This is a genomic window from Sporolactobacillus kofuensis, assembly GCF_024125425.1.
Classification (GTDB): Bacteria; Bacillota; Bacilli; order Bacillales; family Sporolactobacillaceae; genus Sporolactobacillus; species Sporolactobacillus kofuensis.
In genome coordinates this window covers 226,178-247,536 of the sequence record NZ_JAMXWN010000001.1, presented here as the reverse complement: position 1 = coordinate 247,536, position 21,359 = coordinate 226,178, and the positions used below count along the sequence as shown (strand labels likewise).

Sequence of the window (21,359 nt, the reverse complement as noted above, 5' to 3'; positions counted from 1 at the left end):
CTCCTCAACCTATTAGTCCAAATACATAAAGCAGCGGGAGGACGAAGATTAAACTATCGAATCGATCGAGCAGTCCCCCGTGACCGGGCAGAAGATTACCGGAATCCTTCACGTTAAAAAATCGTTTCACAGCAGATTCTGCCAAATCGCCAAGTTGCCCGACTATTGATATGAGTAACGTAACGCCAATCAATGTTAGCCATGAAGCATAGAGCATCTTCCCGAAAATAATCTGGAATATTGCTGCAACGACTAGCGCGGTAATAATTGCGCCAATGGACCCTTCCCTCGTTTTATTGGGACTTAGATTAGGCGCCAGTTTGTTCCTGCCGAACTTTCGGCCAACAAAATAGGCACCACTGTCCGTTGCCCAAATCACAATCTGAACAAATAAGATTAATGCTAGACTGTCTATCCGGATTCGAATAAGCAAATAAAATGGGATACTTATGTAAAAAACGGAAAAAAACAGATAGGCTATCTTGGGATAGGAACATTGATTCTTCGTTAGTACCATCAAACCTAACAGAAGTAATGCTAGAAGAATAAATGCTTTGAGCCAAACCGAATAGACTATTGACAGCGGTGCTAATGCAGTAAGTACAAAAAAGGCAACAGCTAATGCGCCAAGAAGAACTTCAGGTGAATAATAACGAAGTTTATTCATTTCAGCGAGTTCAATAAAGCTTATCACTGCAATGGCTGCAACAAATAATGTAAAAGGAAATGAGCCGATCCATAGTAATGCGAGATAGACGGCTCCGGCTAGAATACCGGTAATGATTCGCTGTCTCATTTTTTCTCGCTTCCTTCCATTAGTCCACCGTAACGGCGTTGTCTCGAAGCAAAGACTTTTACAGCGTCTTGAAGACTCTGTTCATTGAAATCCGGCCAATATTCATCTGAAAAATAAAGTTCCGTATAAGCGAGCTGCCAGAGCATGAAATTACTGAGTCTAATTTCTCCACCTGTACGTATCAAAAGATCAGGATCCGGCAAAGGACTCAGCAAATGCTCAGCAATCATACTTTCCGTAATTTCTTCAGCATCAAGTTTTTGATCCTGAACATCACGGGCAATCATTTTAACGGCATTGACAATTTCTGCATGGCTCCCATAGTTCAGTGCAAAATTCAGGATTAATCCTGTATTTTCTTTTGTCTTCTCGCTGGCGCTTTTGACAGCATCCAAAGTATATGAAGGAAGACGTGATAAATCTCCCATTGCACGAACCTGAACGTTTTGTTCGATCAGTTCTTTAAGATACGTAGTTAAAAACTGTTGGGGCAATTTCATTAGAAAATCGACTTCAGCCTTTGGACGCTTCCAGTTTTCAGTTGAAAAAGCGTAAAGAGTCAAGACTTTGACACCGAGTCTATCCGCTTCCTTTGTCACGCGTTTCACCGTTTTCATTGCTTCGCGGTGCCCAGCAATCCTTGGAAGGCCTCTTTTTTTCGCCCATCGTCCATTTCCATCCATAATGATCGCCACATGTTCAGGGATCTTTTCAGTTAATTGTTCTTGATGGTTTTCATTGCCCATTTTTCCCGTTTTAAAGGAAAATTTATCAAACATTGATTTTCCCCCATTACTGATACTGAGACATTCCGGATGCCACAAATTGGTATCATTCCCACTACGTCTCTTGGACAAGCGGTCGGCTTGATGCGTTTGATGATTATATGTCCATCATTTCTTTTTCTTTTTCTGATGCGATTTGATCAATATTTTTAATTGTATCATTGGTTAATTTTTGTACATCATCTTCTGCTTCACGAACATCATCTTTAGTCAGTTCATTATTCTTCGCCATCTTCTTAATTTGATCGTTAGTATCTCTACGTACGTTACGTACAGCAATTTTGGCTTCTTCGGACATCTTGCGAACGAGTTTGACGAGTTCGCCACGCCTTTCCTCTGTAAGCGGTGGAATTGCAATACGAATGACCGTACCGTCGTTTGTAGGCGTAACACCTAAATCGGATTTCAAGATGCCTTTTTCGATATTGGCCAGTGCAGAACGGTCATAGGGTTGAACAAGTAGCAAACGCGCTTCAGGTACTGTGATCGATGCCACCTGGTTTAAAGGTGTTTCAGCGCCATAATATTCTACAGTGACCTTATTAAGTAAAGATGGGTTCGCCCTACCGGCACGGACCGTGATTAATTCACGCTGAAATGCTTTAACTGCTTTATCCATTCGTTCTTCAGCATTCTTAAATAGTTCTGATTGTGCCATCAATTATCGCCCCTTCACAACTGTGCCGATATCTTCTCCTAATACGGCACGTTTAATATTTCCTTCAACAGATAATGAAAATACGATTAATGGAATATCATTATCCATGCTTAATGATGATGCAGTAGAATCCATAACTTGCAACCCTTCGTTGAGAACGCGAAGGTATGAAATTTCTTTATATTTTTTCGCTGTTTTATCAACTTTAGGATCTGCAGAATAGACACCATCTACATTATTCTTTGCCATCAGAATAACATCGGCTTCAATTTCCGCAGCTCGCAAGGCAGCCGTTGTATCTGTAGAAAAGTAAGGATTTCCTGTGCCCGCTGCAAAGATTACAACACGGCCTTTTTCAAGATGGCGAATCGCACGTCTGCGGATGTAAGGCTCTGCTACTTGCCTCATTTCGATTGAGGTCTGTACACGTGTTTCAACACCGATACCTTCGAGGCAATCTTGTAAAGCAAGCGCGTTAAGGACCGTAGCCAACATACCCATATAATCTGCCTGTGCACGATCCATTCCCATTTCACTTCCGGCTTTGCCTCTCCAGATATTCCCTGCGCCGCAAACGATTGCAACTTCAACACCAAGGTCTACAACCTCTTTGACTTGTTTTGTGATGGAGCGAATGATGCTTGGTTCGATACCAAAACCACCTGCACCCGCTAACGCTTCGCCGCTTAGTTTTAAAATGACACGTTTATATTTTGCATTTTCAGGCATATTCGACTGCACCTCGCATTGATTAATTTTAAAAAATGGGACACGTGACCCGTGCCCCATTGTGTTTCCTTGCTCTGTTTCATCGGGTGTTGAAAACCGCAAATCGGTTATTGACAGTTGTTTTACCTATCGTCTTCAACAATCACCTTACAGGAGCTATTATTGTTTCATTTGTGCTTTAACTTCGTCAGCAAAATTTTCTTCTTTCTTTTCAATGCCTTCGCCGACTTCAAAGCGAACAAATGCAAGTACATCTGCGTTCTTGCTCTTCAAGAATTCTTCAACGGTAACATCGCCGTCTTTAACAAACGGTTGGTCAACAAGACAGATATCTTTGAAGAATTTCTTCAGTCTGCCGACTACCATTTTTTCGACAATGTTTGCCGGTTTTCCTTCGCCTAGCGCTTCCTGAGTCAGCACTTCCTTTTCATGAGCAACAACATCTGCAGGGATTTCATCTTCCTTCAGATATTGTGGGCGAATTGCCGCTACATGCATAGCTATATCTTTAGCAACTGCTTCGTCTCCACCGGAAATCTTTGTTAGAGCGGCAATTCTTCCGCCCATGTGAAGATAAGCACCGAAAACTTCATCTTCCGCTTTTTCAACAATTGAAAAACGACGCAAGGAAATTTTTTCACCAATTTTTGAGATAGCCGCTGTAATCGTATCTGATACGGTTTCACCGCTTGCCATTTTCTGATTCAATGCTTCATCAACCGAAGCTGGTGAATGATCTAAGAGATGTTGTGCTAGTTCATCGATCAATGCTTTGAATTCAGCATTTTTTGCAACAAAGTCCGTCTCAGAGTTTACTTCTAATGCAACGGCTTTGTTGCCATCAATTTTAATTTCAGCCAAACCTTCGGAAGCGATACGTCCGGATTTCTTTGCAGCCTTTGCCATTCCTTTTTCGCGGAGCACATCTATTGCTTTTTGAATATCTCCTTCTGCTTCGGCGAGCGCACGCTTGCAGTCCATGATTCCTGCACCTGTTAATTCACGTAATTCTTTAACTTGCTTTGCACTAATTGCAGCCAATGGGCATCCTCCTTTTATACGTTCCCTAAGTATTCGTGAAAAGAGTGATAAAGGGCAAGCCCCTTATCACCCCGTGTACATGCTTTGAACAAAATTATTCTGCTTTTACAGCTTCTTCTTCAACAACTGCTTCAGCTTGTTCTGGTTCTGCTGCTACTTCTTCAGTTTCTTCGCCTTGATTTGCTTCCAGAACTGCGTCAGCCATTTTTCCGGTTAACAGTTTTACTGCGCGAATCGCATCATCATTACCTGGAATGATTACATCGATTTCATCCGGATCACAGTTTGTATCAACGATCGCGATGATCGGAATATTCAACTTATGTGCTTCAGCAATTGCAATTCTTTCCTTACGTGGGTCAATTACGAAAAGCGCTTGTGGCAGGCTTTCCATATCTTTGATTCCGCCCAAGAATTTTTCAAGACGAGCCCATTCTTTCTTAAGTCCGACTACTTCTTTCTTAGGAAGTACATCAAATGTACCGTCTGCTTGCATTTTTTCAATGTCTTTCAGACGTTTGATTCTCTTTCTAATCGTTTCGAAGTTGGTCAGCGTTCCACCAAGCCAACGTTGGTTAACAAAGTATTGACCTGAGCGTTCAGCTTCAGATTTCACAGAATCTTGAGCTTGTTTTTTTGTACCTACAAAGAGAACCTTGCCGCCGTCAGCAGCAATGTCTCTGACGAAATTATATGCTTCTTCTACTTTTTTAACGGTTTTCTGCAAGTCAATGATGTAGATACCGTTTCTTTCCGTAAAAATATAAGGCTTCATTTTTGGGTTCCAACGACGGGTCTGATGACCAAAGTGTACGCCGGATTCCAGTAATTGCTTCATTGAAATAACTGACATGAAAAATTCCTCCTATTGGTTTTATTCCTCCGTTTGCGTCATTTTCGTGTACAGCTGAGCATTTTCAGCACCCGCACATAAATCGACAAACGTGTGTGATTGACACCAAACGTAACTATATCATAATCGGAACAACATGGCAAGATTAGGATTGTACTTTCCCTTTTAATTTAAGGAGCAGTTCAATTTCTCCTTTGCCGCGGTGTAACTGTTTCGCTATTTCAGTTGCCGTTAATCCCTTTTCTTTTAATTTTAATGCTTGGATATATGGAGATTCTTCGATCTTATCCTGGACTTGATCTATTGGCGGCATCCATTCATCAGTACCCGGTGATTCTGGCTTTGACGTTATCCGTGATTTGTTCACACTTTTTGCATTGGGTTTATTTCGTTCTGTCTCTTCACTCAGCATTGCTGAAAAGTCTTTCTTTTCAAGATTACTATTTTCTTCACTTGGCACTTCATGAGCTTCTTTGTTTGTAGGACTTGGTTTACGTGTTCGTTTTGTTCTCGGCTTCTTCGCATCCTGTTCCTTTAATAACGTTCGTAATTCTGCTAATAACTGTTCATTCTCCTGCCGAACCGCTGCCATATGCTCATCGAGGAGCAGTTGTGTATCACTTGAATTTGGATCTTTTTTTTGCAGAATTTGAATTCTTTGATAAAGATGCAGAATTAAATAAAACGCAAGCAACAATAGAACAAAATTTAAAGTCATCCAAAATGCTGTCATGTGTTCACCGCCTCAATTAAGTTGACTCCACTTCACGAGCATGTAAAAATTGTCGTAATTTAAAAAGTGCTTTACTATGAATTTGTGAGATGCGCGAGGTCGAAAGTGAAAGAACCTGACCAATTTCTGTTAACGTTAATTCATCAAAATAAAATAATGAAATGACCATGCGTTCCTTTTCGCTTAGTTTATCAATTTCTTCAGCAAGTTGACTTCGGTTCTCCTCATCGATCAGTTGTTTTTCCGGCAATATGGCGCGATGATCCTCAATTGCTGACGGTGGATATTCATTATTCTTCCCAGAAGCGCTATCATCAAGAGACAACAGATTGGAAAGTAAACTTTCGGACAAGACTTGCGAAACTTCTTCCGCATCCATAGCACAGAATTGAGCAACTTCTTCTAGTGATGCCGTTCGCATTTTTTCCTGTTCAATTTTCTCCGCAGCCTTTTCAATCTTCTTGCTTTTTTCACGGATCGAACGAGGCATCCAATCTTCTTTGCGCAAACCATCAAGAATTGCACCACGGATTCGAAAAGAAGCATATGTATCAAATTTCAAATCCCGCTGAACATCGAATTTTTCAAGTGCATCGTAGAGTCCAAGAAGGCCGAAACTCTGCAGTTCGCCGCGATCAATATTACGCGGCAATCCGGAACCAATGCGCTGCACATGATACTGAACAAGCGGCATATAGATTTCAAGAAGACAATTTGCAGCTTCTACGTCATGGGACTGTACCCAGCGATTCCAGTACTCTGACTCCATGGTTTCCGATTTTCCCAATTGTCTTCCTCCTTTTCAAATCAACCATTCTAGATCACACTTTTCCCCTTAAATAGAGCATGAATGGTCAATGTACTAGAAAGCGTCTGAAATTCAACAGTCCGGCCATAGTCTTTTCCGGTTTCTTCAGCAATGAGTGGGATATGATACTGATCCAGCTGAATTTTGACCGCTTCGACATTTCTCTTCCCTATACTCCCCATCGGAAGAGACCGAGTACTCTTGAACATTTCCGCACCGCCAGCTATTTTTGCTTTTAGCTGATTGATTGGACATCGATAGTGCGCAATCATCGTCTTCACCAATTCCGGTACAGCAGTATCTGCATACTTACCTTGAGGAAACTCAGCTGTTCGTGCTAAATCAGAATCAGGAAGCATCACATGAGCCATCCCCGCAATTTGCCATTCTTCATGATAAATGACGACCCCAACACATGATCCAAGCCCTAATGATTTTAATGTTTCTGGTGATTCAGCAAATTTAATCTCAGAAAGACCAACATGAATCACATCGACAACTTCCCTTCAGAAATATCGAAAATGACATCAAGTGAATCAGGGAATGGAAGAAAAAGAAATTCTCCATTCAATTGGTTTCCTTTTTGTTTGTCGAATAGAATTGCATCGATTAGAAGTGCGGACTCATCATAAAGGGAAAGTTCGACAAGTCCTTCGCTTAAAATAGCTCCTGCCATGTCTACCGCATAGATCGGTGGCGATTGCGTAAGCGGAATAGATAAAAAGTTCGAGAGTGCGGAGAGATACGAACCACATAAAATATTGCTGATTTCACAAAACGCGGATTTTCCCAATCCCTCATCTAACACATTCCCTTCAGGGACTAATTCATGGATCAGTGTATCTGCTTGATGGACATCAAACATCATAATAAAGAAACCTCTTAAGCCGCCATAAACTTGAATGTATGAAGCAGCTACATGTTTTTCCGCATCATGATCAATCAGTTCGGAAAGCGGGAGTACACGAACTGATGGAATAGTCATATCGATCGGTTTATTAAGCAGCACAGAAAGTGAAGAAGCCGCATGTGCAGCTCCGATATTACCCGACTCCATTAACAAATCCAGATGTTTTGGTCCAAGATCGCTTAGGTTATGCATGCGTTAAGCCTCGATCTTTTGTAATTCAGCGACATCATCCGAATTAAGCACTTGATCTAAATTAAGCAGGAGCAGCAAATCATTATCGTTAAGTTTTGCCACACTATTAATGAATTGTGCAGATGTCCCACCAATAATTTCCGGTGTTTCTTCCAATTTACTTGTTTCGATATCAAGAACTTCTTTTGACGTGTCGACGAGTAAACCCACTTTCATTTCATCGACATCAATAACAATAATCCTACTTTCTTTTGTTACTTCAGTATTTCCCATTCCAAAACGTGCCCGGACATCAATAATAGGGATGATTAAGCCTCGAAGATTCATCACACCCTTAACAAAATTCGCTGTGTGGGGTATGCGCGTAATCGTGTCCACTTTTTCAATGGACAAAACTTGTTCAACAGGTACTCCATACGTTTCAGTATTCATCTCAAATAAAATAACTTTCAAAACGGATTCCTCTTGATTTGCCATCACACATCCTCCTCAAGCTTTTTCCTTTAGCAATTGTTTTTTCTGACTTACTGTTATTGCTTGACAGTCAATAATTAAGGCGACCGTTCCATCACCGAGGATTGTGGCACCTGAGAAACCATCAATGTTTTTTAAATAGTTTCCTAGCGGTTTAACAACAATATCCTGATAGCCTAAAAGTTTATCAACAACGATAGCAACGATTTTATCTCCGTGCCGTACAATCACAACCGAACCTTGCCGCGGGTCATTGATAGCTGTAGCTGGAATATCTAGAAACTCACTCAACTGAACGAGAGGCACGACTTTATTTCGAAATTGCATGACTTGACGACTATGAATGGCTAACTCATCAATATGGCGTCTCAAAGCAGTTTCTATAATTGATGTAATCGGAATCGCATAGACTTCTTTTTGACATTGTACAAGAAGCGCATTAATAATTGAAAGTGTTAGCGGCAGTTTTACCGTAAATTTTGTCCCTTTTCCAGGAGTTGAATCTACTTCAACACTACCGCTCAGCGAATGGATTTTACTTTCGACAACATCAAGGCCAACGCCACGGCCGGATATATCTGAAATTTTGTCTGCAGTACTGAATCCGGATTCAAACAATAAGTGGTAGATTTCTTTATCAGTCATTTTCTCCGCGGCTTCTGTTGTCACGATGTTCTTCTCGATTGCTTTAGAAAGAACTTTTTCACGGTTAATACCTGCTCCATCATCTGTAATTTCAACAAATACATGGTTACCACTATAATAGGCACCTAAAGACAACTTTCCTTCCGGATTCTTTCCGTGAGCTGCTCTTACTTCAGGAGTTTCAATGCCGTGATCCATCGAGTTTCGAATCATATGCATTAATGGATCACCTAATTCTTCAATTACGGTGCGATCCAATTCCGTTTCCGCACCACGAATAACAAAATCCACTTTTTTATTCAGTTCTTTTGATAAACTTCTAACCATACGTGGGAATCGGTTAAAGACTTGTTCAATTGGCTCCATGCGTAGATTAAGAATCGTTTCCTGAAGTTGATTGGTCACACGATTGATTGTTCCAATCGTATCTTTCAACTCGGGATTGTCTATGGTAGAAGCAATTTTCTCCAAACGGCTGCGATCAATAATCATTTCTTCAAAAAGATTAAGCAAACGGTCAATTCGATCAAGATTTACCCGAATGGTTTTTGCCACTACTTGATGAGTGGTCGATTTCTGCTTTGTTTCTTGAATTTTCGGGGTATTGCTCAAAGCTTTTTCTTGTTTCGAAGGAGAGGCTGCAGTTTTCATTCCCTCTGTAATGGGGCTTACTTGAACTTGCTCAATTTCAGATATACTGTTCACTTTGTCTTTAATCGTTTCAGCATTCGCCTCAGTAATTACTAGAAAGACGAGTCGTTGAACAAAGGCTTCTTTTTCAATCTCTTCTGTTGATGGTCTTGTCCCCACTATTGTTCCTAATTCCCCTAATGCGTTAGAAATCATCAATGCCCTTGCTGCTTTAAGTACGCAATCTTTAGTTAATTGAACAACTGTTTCAAAAACCTGCAGCTTCTGTGATAATGCCTGGGATACAATCTCTTTCTCATAATCGGTTAATGTAACCGCATCTGTCTGAAGTTCAGTAGACTGTGGTTGTGAAGAAGTAGCTGCCGAACTGCTACTTTTTTCTACGGTGTCGGAATCAGCAGTCTTGCCACTCGTGATCGCTTGAAGTTTCTGTACTGTTTCCTGTACATCTCTTGCATCCGTTCCTTGTTGCTCAATGGAATCTGCCATTGCTTCAAGGTGGTCTAGTCCTTCAAAGAGTACGTCGATCATTTGCGCGTTGACAGTAATACTTTGGTGCCTCAGGGCATCAAAGACATTTTCCATAATATGTGTCAATTCCATCATATTTTGGAACCCCATTTGTCCGGAGCTCCCTTTTAATGTATGAGCCGACCTAAAAATACTGTTAATTAACTCTGGATCATTTGCATTTTGCTCAAGAGTCATCAATTTGTCATTCAAATTCTGCAAATGCTCTCTTGCTTCGTCAAGGAATACGCCTAAATACTGGCTCATGTCCATGTTCATTCATCTCCCTGTAATCCGAATTGGCTGCAGATTGCATCGGCCACATGTTCAAGAGGCCGAATCTCATTAATTTTACCAGTTTCTATTGCTGCTTTGGGCATGCCAAACACTGTACAGGTCTCTTCGGACTCAGCGATGGCGTGAATGGGTTTCCCGGCAGCACAAAGATCTGTAATTCCTCTTGCACCATCTTTACCCATCCCGGTCAAAATAGTGATCACGAATGAACATCCTTGTAAATCCGCTAATGATTCGAGCGTGACATCAACTGCCGGACGAACACCATTTACCGGATCGGTATCTGTTAGGTGAACTTGATACTGAGCGTACTCATTCTCTTGGATACACATATGCCGTCCGCCAGGAGCAACATAACAATGACCCTTCTGTAATACTTCCCCATCTTGTGCCTCACTCACTTCAATAGAGGATAGCCGATCAAGACGTTCAGCTAGCGATTTTGTAAATCGCGGAGGCATATGCTGAATGATTAATACAGGAGCCGGAAGATTTTTATTCAGTGATGGCACCACAGTCTGAAGAGCCTTTGGACCGCCAGTAGAAGTGCCAATAAGAATCATTGAAGATCCAGCACTGTTTCCATGGAATGCATGTTCTCTACGAATCTCATTTGTATGATACACTTCATTTCTTGGATTTAACATTTCACTATTTATCTTCGAAAACGCTGCCTGTTTAATCTTCTCCTGTAGTTCACGCTCAATGCGCTCAACATCGGATGGCTTACCTGAAGGTTTAAAAATGAAATCAAAAGCACCACTGCTGATCGCTTCAATAACGTAGTTCGCATTTTCATCTGAAGCACCACTTACCATAATTGTTGGCGTTGGGCGTTGCTCCATAAGATCATGTAAAACGTCAAGTCCATTTTTATCCCCTGGCAGAATAATATCGAGTGTGACTACATCAGGATGAAAGCGAAACAATTTATCTAATGCATCTCGCCCATTCCTTGCTGTAGCAACAACAGTCAGCATTGGATCTTCTTCGATCATTGCTTTTAGGGTTTGTCGCATGAACGCCGAATCATCAACCACGAGTACTTTTACAGGCTTCATGCTCTTTTCCCCCCGATCAATCTCAAATACTTCTTGACCTTATCGGCAAATGAGGGTACCACTTTCGGTTGTATGGTTGCCCCACATTGAATGAGGAACGCTTTCGATAGAAGTTGCATGTCAACACAATATCTGGATTGCGGATGACTTAACATACAAGGAACTTGCTTTCGCACCGATTGTACTAAATCATTATCTCGATGGATCGCTGCTAACCATGATGGTGAGTTACCTAGAAAGCGATCGGCAACTGAAGAAATACGCTGCCAAGTCTCCCATCCCTCACTTTTCTTCAAGATCTGATTGACAACAAAGGACACCTCAAGATCCTGGTTACGTGCATAAACCATTTTTAACACAGAATAACTATCGGCCATTGCAGGAGGCTCTGGAGTGGTTACAAGAATTAATCGATTTACGGCAAGCATAAAATGGAACATGTCTTCAGATGCTCCAGCACCAAAATCAAAAAGAATAAAGTCGTACTCATTTCGTAATTGTTCAAGCTGATCCAAAAAGTCATGTAAATACTCATCATTTAAATGAAAGAGTGAAGTCAAACCACTGCCTCCGGCAATGAAAGAAACCGTTGAAGTCGCTTCAATAACAACTTCCTTAAAGGGCAGCTTTCTCTGTATCGCATCGACAATAGTTAATGGAGCAGTTTTCCCCATTAATTGCTCAATATTCCCCATGCCAATATCTAGATCAATAATGAGAACTTTATTATGTACTTGTCCAAGTGCAATTGAAAAGTTTACACAGAAAACTGATTTCCCAACGCCACCCTTACCACTTGCTACGCCAATGACCTGAGCGGCTGAATCTTCTTTCTTTTCAAGAGAGATCCGCATTCTTAACTTTTCAGCTTGATCATTATTCATTTTCAATCACCCAGCATCAGATTAATTAGTTCCCGAACATTCGGAAAATGTAAATCATCAGGAACATCTTGTCCATTCGTTATGTACGCAACGTTCATCTTTGGTTGTTGCAGTAATACGCTGACTAGAGAACCCAACGTAGTCGTTTCATCAAGTTTTGATAGGATCAGGTTTGTCACATTCATCGATTGAAATTGAGTAATGACTGCATTCATATCTTCTACTTTAGTTGTTGCAGAAACAACCAAATACAAACCGATAGACAAACCGTCTCCGACGTATTGCCTGAGTTCCGAGATATACGAACTGTTTTGAAAATTGCGTCCTGCCGTATCAATAAAAACATGATCATATTCGGAAAACTGTCTGATTAACCGTTGAAAATCTTGTTGCGTGTAGGCGACTTCCAAAGGAGCGCCCAAAATATCCGCATACATTCTCAGCTGATCAATCGCTGCAATCCGATAAGTATCTGCAGTGATGAATGCAATTTTTTTCCCTTCATCTAATACTGCACGACTTGCTAATTTTGCCATTGTCGTGGTTTTTCCAACACCTGTTGGACCAACTAGCATAATGAAATGCTCGCTCAATCCGCCAATCTGAAATCTTCTCGGATCCAATTTTTGAACCAGCTGTGCTTTTAACAGTTCCATTAACTCACGTCGGTTCATTTGCTCATCACTCTGATACCACTTTTTAATCAAAAGTTGCATAAGAGGATCCGTATCGTCTCTCCGCATCCCTTGATCAAGTAGCTTATCTTGTAACGATTCAATCAATCCGGGCGCTGTGAATAATCGATCGACCTTATGATCTGAACGACGGAACGGAAGACCTTGTTCATTAACTGTAGCGCCATGATTGGTTATGAATCCCTTACTCTCTTTTTCGGCAACTTGTTCACTTTTATTAATGGGTGAATGCGGTTCAGGATCACTTGCAGCAAGTACCTCTATATTCACTTTCTTGAAAAGATTAAAGAACCTCCCGCTTGTCACTTTCTTTGTATGAAAAATAACCGCATCATTGCCAAGTTCTTGTTTGACCTTTTCAATTGCTTGAGCCATAGTTGGCGCAATAATTTTTTTCATTTTCATGCTGCACTCAGCACCCCAATGCTTTGTACTTCAACATTCGTTTCAAGTTCATTATAGGATAGAACACGTATATTTGGAAAATAGCGCTCAATTAATTGTCGGACATACATGCGCACTGCAGGTGAGCAAAGAATAACCGGGTCACTTTCCGGATCAACCCATTTCTCAACGGCACTGGATAAGTTCTTTAATGCTTGTGATGTGGTTTGTCCATCTAATGCTAAGAAATTGCCATGTTCTGTTTTTTGAACAGAATCTGAAATTTTTCGTTCAAAATCCGGGCTGATTGTTAATACTTTTAAAGTCTCACCTTGCTGAGTGAATTGTTCGGTAATCTGTCGTGCAAGTGCCTGACGAACATATTCAGTGAGTAATCCTGTATCTTTTGTCATTTGTCCATAATCTGCTAATGTTTCAAAAATGATCGGCAAGTTTCGGATCGAAATATTTTCTTTTAATAAGTTCACAAGAACCTTCTGAACATCGCCAATTGTCAACGGATCAGGAATGACCGCGTCAACCAATGCAGGATAGTGCTCCTTTAAATGATCGACAAGTTGTTTCGTTTCCTGTCTGCCAACCAATTCATAGGCATGGCGACGCATGACCTCCGTTAAATGTGTCGAAACAACCGAAGGAGGGTCAACAACTGTATAGCCCGAAAGTTCGGCTTGTTCTTTCGTTTGTTCATCAATCCAAAGGGCTTTTAATCCAAAAGCTGGTTCAACTGTTTCGATACCATGAATCGATTCATCATCAATACCAGGACTCATGGCGAGGTAATGATCCGGCATTAATTCCCCTTTTGCCACTTCACTCCCGTTAATTTTTATTCGGTAACTATTGGGTTCAAGTTGAATATTATCTCGAATACGTACGACAGGGAGTACAAATCCAAGTTCGAGTGCAAGTTGACGTCTAATCATGACAATCCGATCCAATAGGTCGCCGCCTTGTGAACTGTCCGCCAGAGGTACCAATGCATAACCAAACTCAAACTCTACCGGATCCATATGTAAAAGGTTCATGACGTTCTCTTGACTCTTAAATGTTTCTTCAGCCTTTTTATCCTCTTCTTTAGCGACATCTTGAAGCGCTTGACCACGATTTCTACGAATCATGAGCCCTATAACAATCAATACAATCGCGATCGGCAAGGTTGCGACCATTCCAATCGGTGTTAAGCCCAAAATGAAAATCACTGCACCGGCGACGATGAGCATCACTGGGTAGGAAAGTAATTGATCAGAAACTTCTTTACCCATATTATTTTCCGAAGAAGAACGTGTAACAATAATGCCGGTTGCTGTCGAAATAAGCAGTGCTGGGATTTGGCTGACAATGCCATCACCAACTGAGAGCAAACTGAAGTTTTGAGCAGCATCGCTCAGTGACATGCCCTGTTGCATGACACCAATGATCATTCCAACAATCAAATTGATTGCGACGATGATCATACTTGCAACCGCATCACCTTTGACAAACTTACTTGCCCCATCCATCGCACCATAAAAATCGGCTTCTCTCGTGATTTTCTCACGTCGTCTTTTTGCCTCTTGATCATTGATTAATCCTGCATTCATATCGGCATCAATGCTCATTTGTTTTCCCGGCATTGCATCCAAAGTAAAGCGAGCTGCCACTTCAGCGACACGTTCTGCCCCCTTAGTTATGACAATAAATTGCACAATAATTAAGATTAGGAACACAACAAGGCCAACGATAACATTTCCCTCTACCACAAAATTACCGAACGCCTCAATAACACGACCCGCATCACCTTCCGTGAGAATCAATCGTGTCGTTGAAACATTTAATGCAATTCGAAATAAGGTCATGATCAGGAGCAGTGAAGGAAACACTGAAAACTCCAGAGATTCTGTTACATTCAATGTGACCAATAAAATGACCAAAGCTAATGAAATATTCATGATAATAAGAAAGCTGAGTAATGAAGCTGGTAATGGAATAATCAGCATCATGACGATAAATACGACGCCAATCATTACGATATAATCTCTTGTTTTCATTGTTACCCTCCCTTCCTTTTCAGACTTTGCCTTTTAATCGGTAGACATAAGCTAATATTTCTGCGACTGCTTTGAAAAATTCTTCTGGAATCGTGTCACCAATTTCCAATTGATGAAACAACGCCCTGGCTAATGGCTTTTTCTCAACAATGACGATTTGGTTCGCACGAGCGATCTCCTTAATCCTTAACGCAATGAGATCCGCACCTTTTGCAATCACTTGCGGGGAGCCCATTTTTTCTGCATCATAGGTCAATGCAACAGCAAAGTGTGTTGGGTTCGTAATAATAACATCTGCTTTAGGTACTTCTTGCATCATTCTCCTCAGTGCCATTTGCCGCTGTCTTTCCTTAATCTTTGATTTAATCTGCGGATTACCTTCAATGCTTTTGAATTCATCCTTTATATCTTGTTTAGACATTCGGATATTTTTTTCATAATCATACTTCTGATAAAGGTAATCGAGTAAAGACAAAGCAATTAAAGATACGGCAACGGCTATCCCCATATTAAGTACAATAGTTGCAATTGTCCGTACACTTTCCGTTAAGGGTTGGCTGGCCAATTGAGTAATCGATTGTCGATTCATCCACAAAATTGCAAAGGCAACGATCCCGATAAAGACGATCTTGAGTATGGATTTTAGAAATTCAACGATGGCTCTAAGTGAATAAATCCGCTTTAGTCCTTTTAAAGGATCAAGCCGTTCCGGTTTAAACATAAGCTGGTCGGGCAAGAATAGAATACCAACCTGAACTATTTGTGTCGCTACCCCAATTACGAGTGCTACTATTAGAATAGGGAGCAGTAGTTGTAGCACTTGCATCGATAGTTCAGAGAACAGGCGATGGATTGTATTCTCAGTAACGCCCATCGATAGATCGCGGTTAAAAAAAATCCCCATCATCTGAGCGAGTTGCTCAACAAATTTGCCACCAGCAATTCGAAAGTAAATAAAGAAAGCAAGCATACTAATTGCAGTGCTAAGATCAACACTTTTAAAAATTTGACCTTTTTTTCTACTTTCCTCTCGCTTATGTGGTGTCGCCTTTTCAGTTTTCTCACCTGCAAAATATTGTAAATTCACAGGATAGCGCAGATCAGACATGTCCTTTAACTCCCCAATACATGCATAAAGCCACTAAAAATCGAGGTCATCGAATCAAAGATCACTTGAAAGAGACCGATTAGCGATGGAAAAACAACCAACATTATTGCAAATCCGGCAAGCACCTTAAGCGGCATACCTACAACAAAAACGTTGACTTGCGGCACAGTTCGCGCAATCAGACCTACTGCAAGATCAACCAAGAAAAGGCAGCCAACGATCGGCATGGCTAGTTGTGCAGCAATAACAAACATCTGTGCAGTGACTCGAGTAACAAATTCTGCAGTATTTCCAGATCCATAGGCCACACTTAAACTGCTGATAGGAATTATCTGAAAGCTATACATTATCCCGTTCAGCAGCATATGGTGAGCATTTACACCTAAAAAGAATAACAGTTGTAGAACATAGAGAAACTGCCCGGTGAGCGGTGTCGTGACCCCGCTTTCAGGACTAATCACATTGGCCATTGCAAAACCCATTTGCATGTCAATGAAAGCCCCGGCAAGCTGTACGGCATAGACAAGAATACCGGCAACAAACCCCATGGAAATACCTACAAGAATTTCCTTTAGAATCAGCACAACAAACCTGCCGTCAAGTGGTACAGTCTGACTTTCAAATTGTGTTAGATCGACGAGTATCGCCAGTGAGACTGAGAGACCAATTTTCACTGGCGCCGGAATCGTCCGATACGAGAATAGTGGCATGGTTACGATAAAGCTTGTCAATCGCGCAAGAATCAGTAAGAAAACAGGAATGGCATTTAATAGTGATAATGACAATGAATTCATAGTCCCTTTCTATCGGATAAAGTGCGGTAGATTTGCAAAAATATTTTCTGTAAACGTAAGCATCTTTGAAAGCATCCAAGGGCCAAACAGAATCAATCCGAAAAGGACTGCTACAATTTTGGGAATGAACGCCAACGTTTGTTCTTGAATTTGCGTCGCTGCTTGAAAAATGCTGACGATTAAACCGACAACAAGTGATAGTACGAGTAACGGCCCAGAAACCATGAGCACCGCCATAACACTTTGATCAGCGATTGAGAGAATCATTTCAGAACTCATTCGGCTTCATCCTTTCTCAAAAACTCTTAAGCAACGATTCAACAATTAAGTACCAACCGTCAACCATAATAAACAGTAAGATTTTAAACGGTAGAGAAATCATTACCGGCGGCAACATCATCATACCCATAGCCATCAAGATACTGGCAACCACCATATCAATTACCAAAAAAGGAATGAAGATCATGAACCCCATTTGAAAAGCCGTTTTCAGTTCACTTATTGTATACGCAGGGACAAGCGCCGTAAGTGGGATGTCGCTTACTTTACTCGGATTTTTGTATTTTCCATAATTCAAAAACAACTGTAAATCCTTCTCACGGGTTTCCTTCGCCATGAATTCCTTAATGGGGACTTGAGCTCTAGAAAGCGCCTGTTTCTGCGTAATTTCTTTCTTCATATACGGTTGAATCGCATGCGTATCAATCTGTCCATACACAGGGGCCATTACAAAAAAGGTTAAAAACAATGCAAGACCTACAAGTACTTGATTCGGTGGCATTTGTTGTGTCGAAAGTGACGTTCTTACAAACGACAGCACAATAATGATACGCGTAAAGCAAGTCATCAGCACAAGAATTGCCGGAGCAAGTGACAAGACAGTCAAAACAAGCAAAAGTTGTAAAGTCGTTGCGACGTCTTGAGGCTGGCTAGTGAAGAAGTCGGTAGGAATACCCGGTATACTATTCATTTTTTCCTAACCTCCTGCAAAAGAGCTCTCAATTCGTGTGATCGCTCGTTTTTCACTGTTTCCAGCTGTGCTTTCAGCGCTTCTTGTGAGGAGAAGCTACTACTTTCTTGACCTGCGGTATCATGATTACGACGCAAAGCATGATCTGTTGTCCATTTTAATGCTTTCAATACGTTCTCTTCAAAATGATCGGATGCATCTGATTGTTGCATTAACGATTGGATCGCTTCAGGATCTTTAATTTCTTTGAGTAACTGTACCGTTTCCCCAACCCCAACAACGAGAATTTCATCACCGACCTGAATCAATTGTAGTGAACGATTTGCACCAAGTGAAACGCCACCCATATTTTTCAACGCATTGATACGCGTAAACTTCCCTGTTCGCTTCACAACAAAGTGATAAAGCAAATAGATAAGGGCTAATACAATCATCAAGGCGAAGAATAACTTTAAGAATGTCACAAATAGATTGCTATTTTTACTTAAGGACGAGTCATTTTGGCTTGTCCTTCCCGCACTTCTTTGATCTCCCGAAGATTTTTGTTTCTTCTGCCCGTTATCTAACCATTCCTGAACAGTACTATTCCCTGAGTCTGCATAAGAAACTGAACTATGTGAACCGATGAGTAATAGTGCGATTAACGTTAAAAAAATTAATTTAAACAAGCGAACTGGTTTCACTTTAAATCATCCAATCGCTTTCTTAATCGCCTCTAAAACACGATCAGGTTGAAAGGGCTTAACAATAAAATCTTTTGCTCCAGCTTGGATGGCATCAATTACCATTGATTGTTGGCCCATTGCCGAGCACATAATTACTTTGCAGTTAGGATCCATTTCCTTAATTTTCTTTAACGCATGAATACCGTCCATCTCAGGCATTGTAATATCCAAAGTCACTAAGTCAGGTTTAAATTCTTCATACTTTGCAACGGCTTCATTACCGTTTGCACCTTCTGCACAAACCTCATAACCATTCTTTGTCAAAATATCTTTCAGCATCATTCTCATAAAAGCTGCATCATCAACAACAAGTATTCGTCCTGCCACGCAAATCCCTCCAGATCATTCATCAATATTAGTAATAGGCTGCCAGATTCATAGCATCATGAAACTAACAGGAAAAAACAGTTTTTTTGATTCTTACAAGTTTTTCAGGCGATCACTTTGGTCAAGAATTTCAGTGATGCGTATGCCGAAGTTTTCATCAACGACGACGACTTCACCTTTTGCAATATATTTTTGGTTAACTAAAATATCAATAGCTTCACCCGCAAGCTTGTCCAATTCAATAATGGAACCAGGACCAAGTTCGAGAACATCCTTAATCGTTTTCTTTGTATGACCGAGTTCTACACTTACATCCAAAGGGATGTCCATCAGTAAATTCAGATTGCGTGGAACCTTTGATTCTGACGTGTTCGGCTGCTCATTGAAATCTGAAAACTGAACGGGTCGAACATCTTCTTGTGGCGCTGGGTTTGACTTGATCGCTTGATGCTCCGGCATATCCGGTGCCATTGCTACCGCAGCTTCCTCTTGACTTGACGCTGAGAGAGACGCCGAAGAATTGTCCTTATTTGTTTCTTGCTTAGGAATCTCATTTGTCCCTGCTTCAAGACTTTGCGTACCATTTGTTTCTTTAAGCAATAAGTCAACAAGCTGTTTTCCAAATTTAATAGGAATTAATTGCATAATATGAGAATCAACAAGGTCACCAATAATGAGCTGAAATGAGATTTCAAACATCATTTCATCTTTTGGCAGGTGCTCAATTCCTTTTTGCGTTTTCACATCCATCAAATTTAATTTTGGAGGTGAAATATCAATACGTCGGTTGAAAACCGTAGACATTGCGGTAGATGAAGAACCCATCATTTGATTCATGGCTTCTTGTACGGCACTCATTTCCATCTCACTGATTTGTTCTGTTGGATTTGTGCCATCCCCGCCCATCATCAAGTTCGCTATGACACTCGCATCATGTGTCTTGATGACAAGCATGCATGAGCCTTGGAAACCCTCTGTATAATTTACCAAGACTGAGACATGGGGGACAGGGAATTCTTCAGATAAATTTTTTCGATTCACCAAATGAACCTGAGGTGTCGTAATTTCCACTTTCTTATTAAGGATCGTGGATAGCGCTGTCGCTGCACTACCAAAAGAAATATTTCCGATTTCGCCAAGTACATCTTCATCTAAGTCCGATATGTCCTGTTGAACATCCGAACTCGTTTCAGATTCAGATGGCTTAGCCACGGAATCTTGATTTTCATTCGAGTGATTACCAAGAAGTGCATCAATTTCTTCTTGTGAAAGTTGTCCGTCACTCATTGACGTCATCCTCCTCCGTTATGGGTTTGATAATTTGGATAGCAAGTCTTTTGTCGCGTTTTCCTGGCTGAGCAATATACTTTGGTGCGCCTCCGACATCGACAACTAATGGCTGATCCAAATATTGTTCGAGCTTGATGACGTCGCCAACACTCAAATGCAGCAGTTCATCAACGGTTATCTGTGAATGACCAAGCTTTGCCGTCACAGTGACATAAGATTGTTCTACCTTTTTCCTTAATGACTGGTACTCTTCGGTCGTCGCATCGCTCTTCTTCTCACTCATCCAGTAATGCATGGACAATTTGGGGATGATTGGTTCAAGGACGACATGTGGTAAACAAAGATTAATCATACCACTCGATTTCCCTATCATCGCAGATAGCGAGATTACAATTACAGTTTCATTTGGAGAAACTAATTGTAAAAATTGAGGATTGGTCTCGAGTTCAATCATGTACGGTTCAATATCTTGTTCAACCGATGACCAAGCTTCCTTTAATGCAGGGAGTCCGCCTTCGAACAATCCCTTCATCAAATCTGTCTCAATTTCAGTTAAGTTCTCAATCTTATTCATACTTTCGCCACTGCCACCAAGCAGTCGATCCAGCATCGCATACGCAATATTCGGATTTACTTCAATAATCAGGTGGCCTTCAAGTGGTGGTGCCTCAATGACATTAAGAACCGTAGCCGAAGGAATGGAGCGAATAAACTCTTCATACGGCAATTGGTCAACCGATGCTACAGATATTTGAACATAAGTCCTTAACTGAGCTGAAAAATAAGAAGTAAGTAATCGCGCATAATTCTCATGAATTCGCGTTAAACTGCGAATCTGATCCTTCGAAAAACGCAGTGCACGTTTAAAATCGTAGACGCGAATCCGCGATTTTTTTTCTTCACTTTTTAGTTCTTCTGCGTTCATTTCTCCAGTTGATAATGCAGAGAGCAATGCATCAATTTCTGATTGTGATAGAACATCGGCCAT

At 41.0% G+C, this 21,359-nt stretch carries 24 protein-coding genes; all 24 read right to left on the bottom strand.

Annotated features, from left to right (window positions below; genetic code table 11):
• Positions 1–4: 4 nt before the first annotated feature.
• The 24 genes from NIE32_RS01195 to fliM all read right to left on the bottom strand — a co-directional run bounded on the left by NIE32_RS01195 (position 5) and on the right by fliM (position 21,359).
• Positions 5–796 carry a phosphatidate cytidylyltransferase gene (locus NIE32_RS01195; RefSeq protein ID WP_253052161.1) on the bottom strand — a complete coding sequence of 264 codons (792 nt, stop codon included), beginning with the start codon at positions 794–796 and terminating at the stop codon, positions 5–7.
• On the bottom strand, positions 793–1,575 hold the full coding sequence (uppS, locus tag NIE32_RS01190) for an undecaprenyl pyrophosphate synthase (RefSeq protein WP_290443372.1): 783 nt from the start codon (positions 1,573–1,575) through the stop codon (positions 793–795). Before uppS ends, NIE32_RS01195 begins: the two co-directional genes overlap by 4 nt.
• Positions 1,576–1,678: 103 nt before the next feature.
• Positions 1,679–2,239: a ribosome recycling factor gene (gene frr / locus NIE32_RS01185; RefSeq protein ID WP_253052159.1), complete on the bottom strand. Its 561-nt coding sequence runs from the start codon at positions 2,237–2,239 to the stop codon at positions 1,679–1,681.
• A 3-nt stretch (positions 2,240–2,242) separates the two neighbouring features.
• On the bottom strand, positions 2,243–2,968 hold the full coding sequence (gene pyrH / locus NIE32_RS01180) for a UMP kinase (RefSeq protein WP_253052157.1): 726 nt from the start codon (positions 2,966–2,968) through the stop codon (positions 2,243–2,245).
• 159 nt (positions 2,969–3,127) lie between these two features.
• A complete protein-coding gene (gene tsf / locus NIE32_RS01175) occupies positions 3,128–4,009 on the bottom strand; it encodes a translation elongation factor Ts (RefSeq protein WP_290443371.1) in 882 nt (293 codons plus the stop codon).
• A 94-nt stretch (positions 4,010–4,103) separates the two neighbouring features.
• Positions 4,104–4,862: a 30S ribosomal protein S2 gene (gene rpsB, locus NIE32_RS01170; protein ID WP_253052155.1), complete on the bottom strand. Its 759-nt coding sequence runs from the start codon at positions 4,860–4,862 to the stop codon at positions 4,104–4,106.
• 145 nt (positions 4,863–5,007) lie between these two features.
• Positions 5,008–5,595 (bottom strand): hypothetical protein, encoded by a 588-nt coding sequence (locus tag NIE32_RS01165; protein ID WP_253052153.1) that lies wholly within the window; start codon positions 5,593–5,595, stop codon positions 5,008–5,010.
• A gap of 16 nt (positions 5,596–5,611) precedes the next feature.
• The gene (locus tag NIE32_RS01160) at positions 5,612–6,364 is read right to left on the bottom strand and encodes a FliA/WhiG family RNA polymerase sigma factor (RefSeq protein WP_253052317.1); all 753 of its coding nucleotides are present in this window, start codon (positions 6,362–6,364) and stop codon (positions 5,612–5,614) included.
• A gap of 47 nt (positions 6,365–6,411) precedes the next feature.
• Complete coding sequence (locus NIE32_RS01155) at positions 6,412–6,894, bottom strand: chemotaxis protein CheD (protein WP_253052151.1); 483 nt, start codon at positions 6,892–6,894, stop codon at positions 6,412–6,414.
• Positions 6,891–7,505, bottom strand: a complete 615-nt coding sequence (locus tag NIE32_RS01150; protein ID WP_253052149.1) for a chemotaxis protein CheC — start codon at positions 7,503–7,505, stop codon at positions 6,891–6,893. The genes NIE32_RS01155 and NIE32_RS01150 overlap by 4 nt, the downstream gene beginning before the upstream one ends.
• A 3-nt stretch (positions 7,506–7,508) precedes the next feature.
• Positions 7,509–7,982 (bottom strand): chemotaxis protein CheW, encoded by a 474-nt coding sequence (locus NIE32_RS01145; RefSeq protein ID WP_253052147.1) that lies wholly within the window; start codon positions 7,980–7,982, stop codon positions 7,509–7,511.
• A gap of 12 nt (positions 7,983–7,994) precedes the next feature.
• Positions 7,995–10,058 (bottom strand): chemotaxis protein CheA, encoded by a 2,064-nt coding sequence (locus NIE32_RS01140; RefSeq protein ID WP_253052145.1) that lies wholly within the window; start codon positions 10,056–10,058, stop codon positions 7,995–7,997.
• 2 nt (positions 10,059–10,060) lie between these two features.
• The gene (locus NIE32_RS01135) at positions 10,061–11,143 is read right to left on the bottom strand and encodes a protein-glutamate methylesterase/protein-glutamine glutaminase (RefSeq protein ID WP_253052143.1); all 1,083 of its coding nucleotides are present in this window, start codon (positions 11,141–11,143) and stop codon (positions 10,061–10,063) included.
• Positions 11,140–12,027, bottom strand: a complete 888-nt coding sequence (locus NIE32_RS01130) for a P-loop NTPase (protein WP_253052141.1) — start codon at positions 12,025–12,027, stop codon at positions 11,140–11,142. The genes NIE32_RS01135 and NIE32_RS01130 overlap by 4 nt, the downstream gene beginning before the upstream one ends.
• Before the next feature lie 2 nt (positions 12,028–12,029).
• The gene (locus NIE32_RS01125; protein WP_253052139.1) at positions 12,030–13,127 is read right to left on the bottom strand and encodes a flagellar biosynthesis protein FlhF; all 1,098 of its coding nucleotides are present in this window, start codon (positions 13,125–13,127) and stop codon (positions 12,030–12,032) included.
• Positions 13,124–15,157, bottom strand: a complete 2,034-nt coding sequence (flhA, locus tag NIE32_RS01120) for a flagellar biosynthesis protein FlhA (protein ID WP_253052137.1) — start codon at positions 15,155–15,157, stop codon at positions 13,124–13,126. Before flhA ends, NIE32_RS01125 begins: the two co-directional genes overlap by 4 nt.
• A 19-nt stretch (positions 15,158–15,176) precedes the next feature.
• A complete protein-coding gene (gene flhB, locus NIE32_RS01115; protein ID WP_253052135.1) occupies positions 15,177–16,265 on the bottom strand; it encodes a flagellar biosynthesis protein FlhB in 1,089 nt (362 codons plus the stop codon).
• Between the two features lie 5 nt (positions 16,266–16,270).
• Positions 16,271–17,059 (bottom strand): flagellar biosynthetic protein FliR, encoded by a 789-nt coding sequence (gene fliR, locus NIE32_RS01110; protein WP_253052133.1) that lies wholly within the window; start codon positions 17,057–17,059, stop codon positions 16,271–16,273.
• A gap of 9 nt (positions 17,060–17,068) precedes the next feature.
• Positions 17,069–17,338 (bottom strand): flagellar biosynthesis protein FliQ, encoded by a 270-nt coding sequence (gene fliQ / locus NIE32_RS01105; protein WP_253052131.1) that lies wholly within the window; start codon positions 17,336–17,338, stop codon positions 17,069–17,071.
• Between the two features lie 16 nt (positions 17,339–17,354).
• Positions 17,355–18,029: a flagellar type III secretion system pore protein FliP gene (gene fliP, locus NIE32_RS01100; protein ID WP_253052129.1), complete on the bottom strand. Its 675-nt coding sequence runs from the start codon at positions 18,027–18,029 to the stop codon at positions 17,355–17,357.
• Positions 18,026–18,712, bottom strand: a complete 687-nt coding sequence (locus NIE32_RS14310; RefSeq protein ID WP_253052127.1) for a flagellar biosynthetic protein FliO — start codon at positions 18,710–18,712, stop codon at positions 18,026–18,028. Before NIE32_RS14310 ends, fliP begins: the two co-directional genes overlap by 4 nt.
• Before the next feature lie 6 nt (positions 18,713–18,718).
• The gene (locus NIE32_RS01090) at positions 18,719–19,081 is read right to left on the bottom strand and encodes a response regulator (RefSeq protein WP_253052124.1); all 363 of its coding nucleotides are present in this window, start codon (positions 19,079–19,081) and stop codon (positions 18,719–18,721) included.
• Positions 19,082–19,174: 93 nt separating this feature from the next.
• A complete protein-coding gene (fliY, locus tag NIE32_RS01085; RefSeq protein WP_253052122.1) occupies positions 19,175–20,368 on the bottom strand; it encodes a flagellar motor switch phosphatase FliY in 1,194 nt (397 codons plus the stop codon).
• Positions 20,361–21,359 (bottom strand): flagellar motor switch protein FliM, encoded by a 999-nt coding sequence (gene fliM, locus NIE32_RS01080; protein ID WP_253052120.1) that lies wholly within the window; start codon positions 21,357–21,359, stop codon positions 20,361–20,363. The genes fliY and fliM overlap by 8 nt, the downstream gene beginning before the upstream one ends.

What these genes read in the sequence shown, in the direction of transcription:
- NIE32_RS01195 (WP_253052161.1), bottom strand. Translation starts at nt 796, where the DNA reads ATGAGACAGCGAATCATTACCGGTATTCTAGCCGGAGCCGTCTATCTC.
- uppS (WP_290443372.1), bottom strand. Translation starts at nt 1,575, where the DNA reads ATGTTTGATAAATTTTCCTTTAAAACGGGAAAAATGGGCAATGAAAAC.
- frr (WP_253052159.1), bottom strand. Translation starts at nt 2,239, where the DNA reads ATGGCACAATCAGAACTATTTAAGAATGCTGAAGAACGAATGGATAAA.
- pyrH (WP_253052157.1), bottom strand. Translation starts at nt 2,968, where the DNA reads ATGCCTGAAAATGCAAAATATAAACGTGTCATTTTAAAACTAAGCGGC.
- rpsB (WP_253052155.1), bottom strand. Translation starts at nt 4,862, where the DNA reads ATGTCAGTTATTTCAATGAAGCAATTACTGGAATCCGGCGTACACTTT.
- NIE32_RS01165 (WP_253052153.1), bottom strand. Translation starts at nt 5,595, where the DNA reads ATGACAGCATTTTGGATGACTTTAAATTTTGTTCTATTGTTGCTTGCG.
- NIE32_RS01160 (WP_253052317.1), bottom strand. Translation starts at nt 6,364, where the DNA reads ATGGAGTCAGAGTACTGGAATCGCTGGGTACAGTCCCATGACGTAGAA.
- NIE32_RS01150 (WP_253052149.1), bottom strand. Translation starts at nt 7,505, where the DNA reads ATGCATAACCTAAGCGATCTTGGACCAAAACATCTGGATTTGTTAATG.
- NIE32_RS01145 (WP_253052147.1), bottom strand. Translation starts at nt 7,982, where the DNA reads ATGGCAAATCAAGAGGAATCCGTTTTGAAAGTTATTTTATTTGAGATG.
- NIE32_RS01140 (WP_253052145.1), bottom strand. Translation starts at nt 10,058, where the DNA reads ATGGACATGAGCCAGTATTTAGGCGTATTCCTTGACGAAGCAAGAGAG.
- NIE32_RS01135 (WP_253052143.1), bottom strand. Translation starts at nt 11,143, where the DNA reads ATGAAGCCTGTAAAAGTACTCGTGGTTGATGATTCGGCGTTCATGCGA.
- NIE32_RS01130 (WP_253052141.1), bottom strand. Translation starts at nt 12,027, where the DNA reads ATGAATAATGATCAAGCTGAAAAGTTAAGAATGCGGATCTCTCTTGAA.
- NIE32_RS01125 (WP_253052139.1), bottom strand. Translation starts at nt 13,127, where the DNA reads ATGAAAATGAAAAAAATTATTGCGCCAACTATGGCTCAAGCAATTGAA.
- flhA (WP_253052137.1), bottom strand. Translation starts at nt 15,157, where the DNA reads ATGAAAACAAGAGATTATATCGTAATGATTGGCGTCGTATTTATCGTC.
- flhB (WP_253052135.1), bottom strand. Translation starts at nt 16,265, where the DNA reads ATGTCTGATCTGCGCTATCCTGTGAATTTACAATATTTTGCAGGTGAG.
- fliR (WP_253052133.1), bottom strand. Translation starts at nt 17,059, where the DNA reads ATGAATTCATTGTCATTATCACTATTAAATGCCATTCCTGTTTTCTTA.
- fliQ (WP_253052131.1), bottom strand. Translation starts at nt 17,338, where the DNA reads ATGAGTTCTGAAATGATTCTCTCAATCGCTGATCAAAGTGTTATGGCG.
- fliP (WP_253052129.1), bottom strand. Translation starts at nt 18,029, where the DNA reads ATGAATAGTATACCGGGTATTCCTACCGACTTCTTCACTAGCCAGCCT.
- fliY (WP_253052122.1), bottom strand. Translation starts at nt 20,368, where the DNA reads ATGAGTGACGGACAACTTTCACAAGAAGAAATTGATGCACTTCTTGGT.
- fliM (WP_253052120.1), bottom strand. Translation starts at nt 21,359, where the DNA reads ATGGCCGATGTTCTATCACAATCAGAAATTGATGCATTGCTCTCTGCA.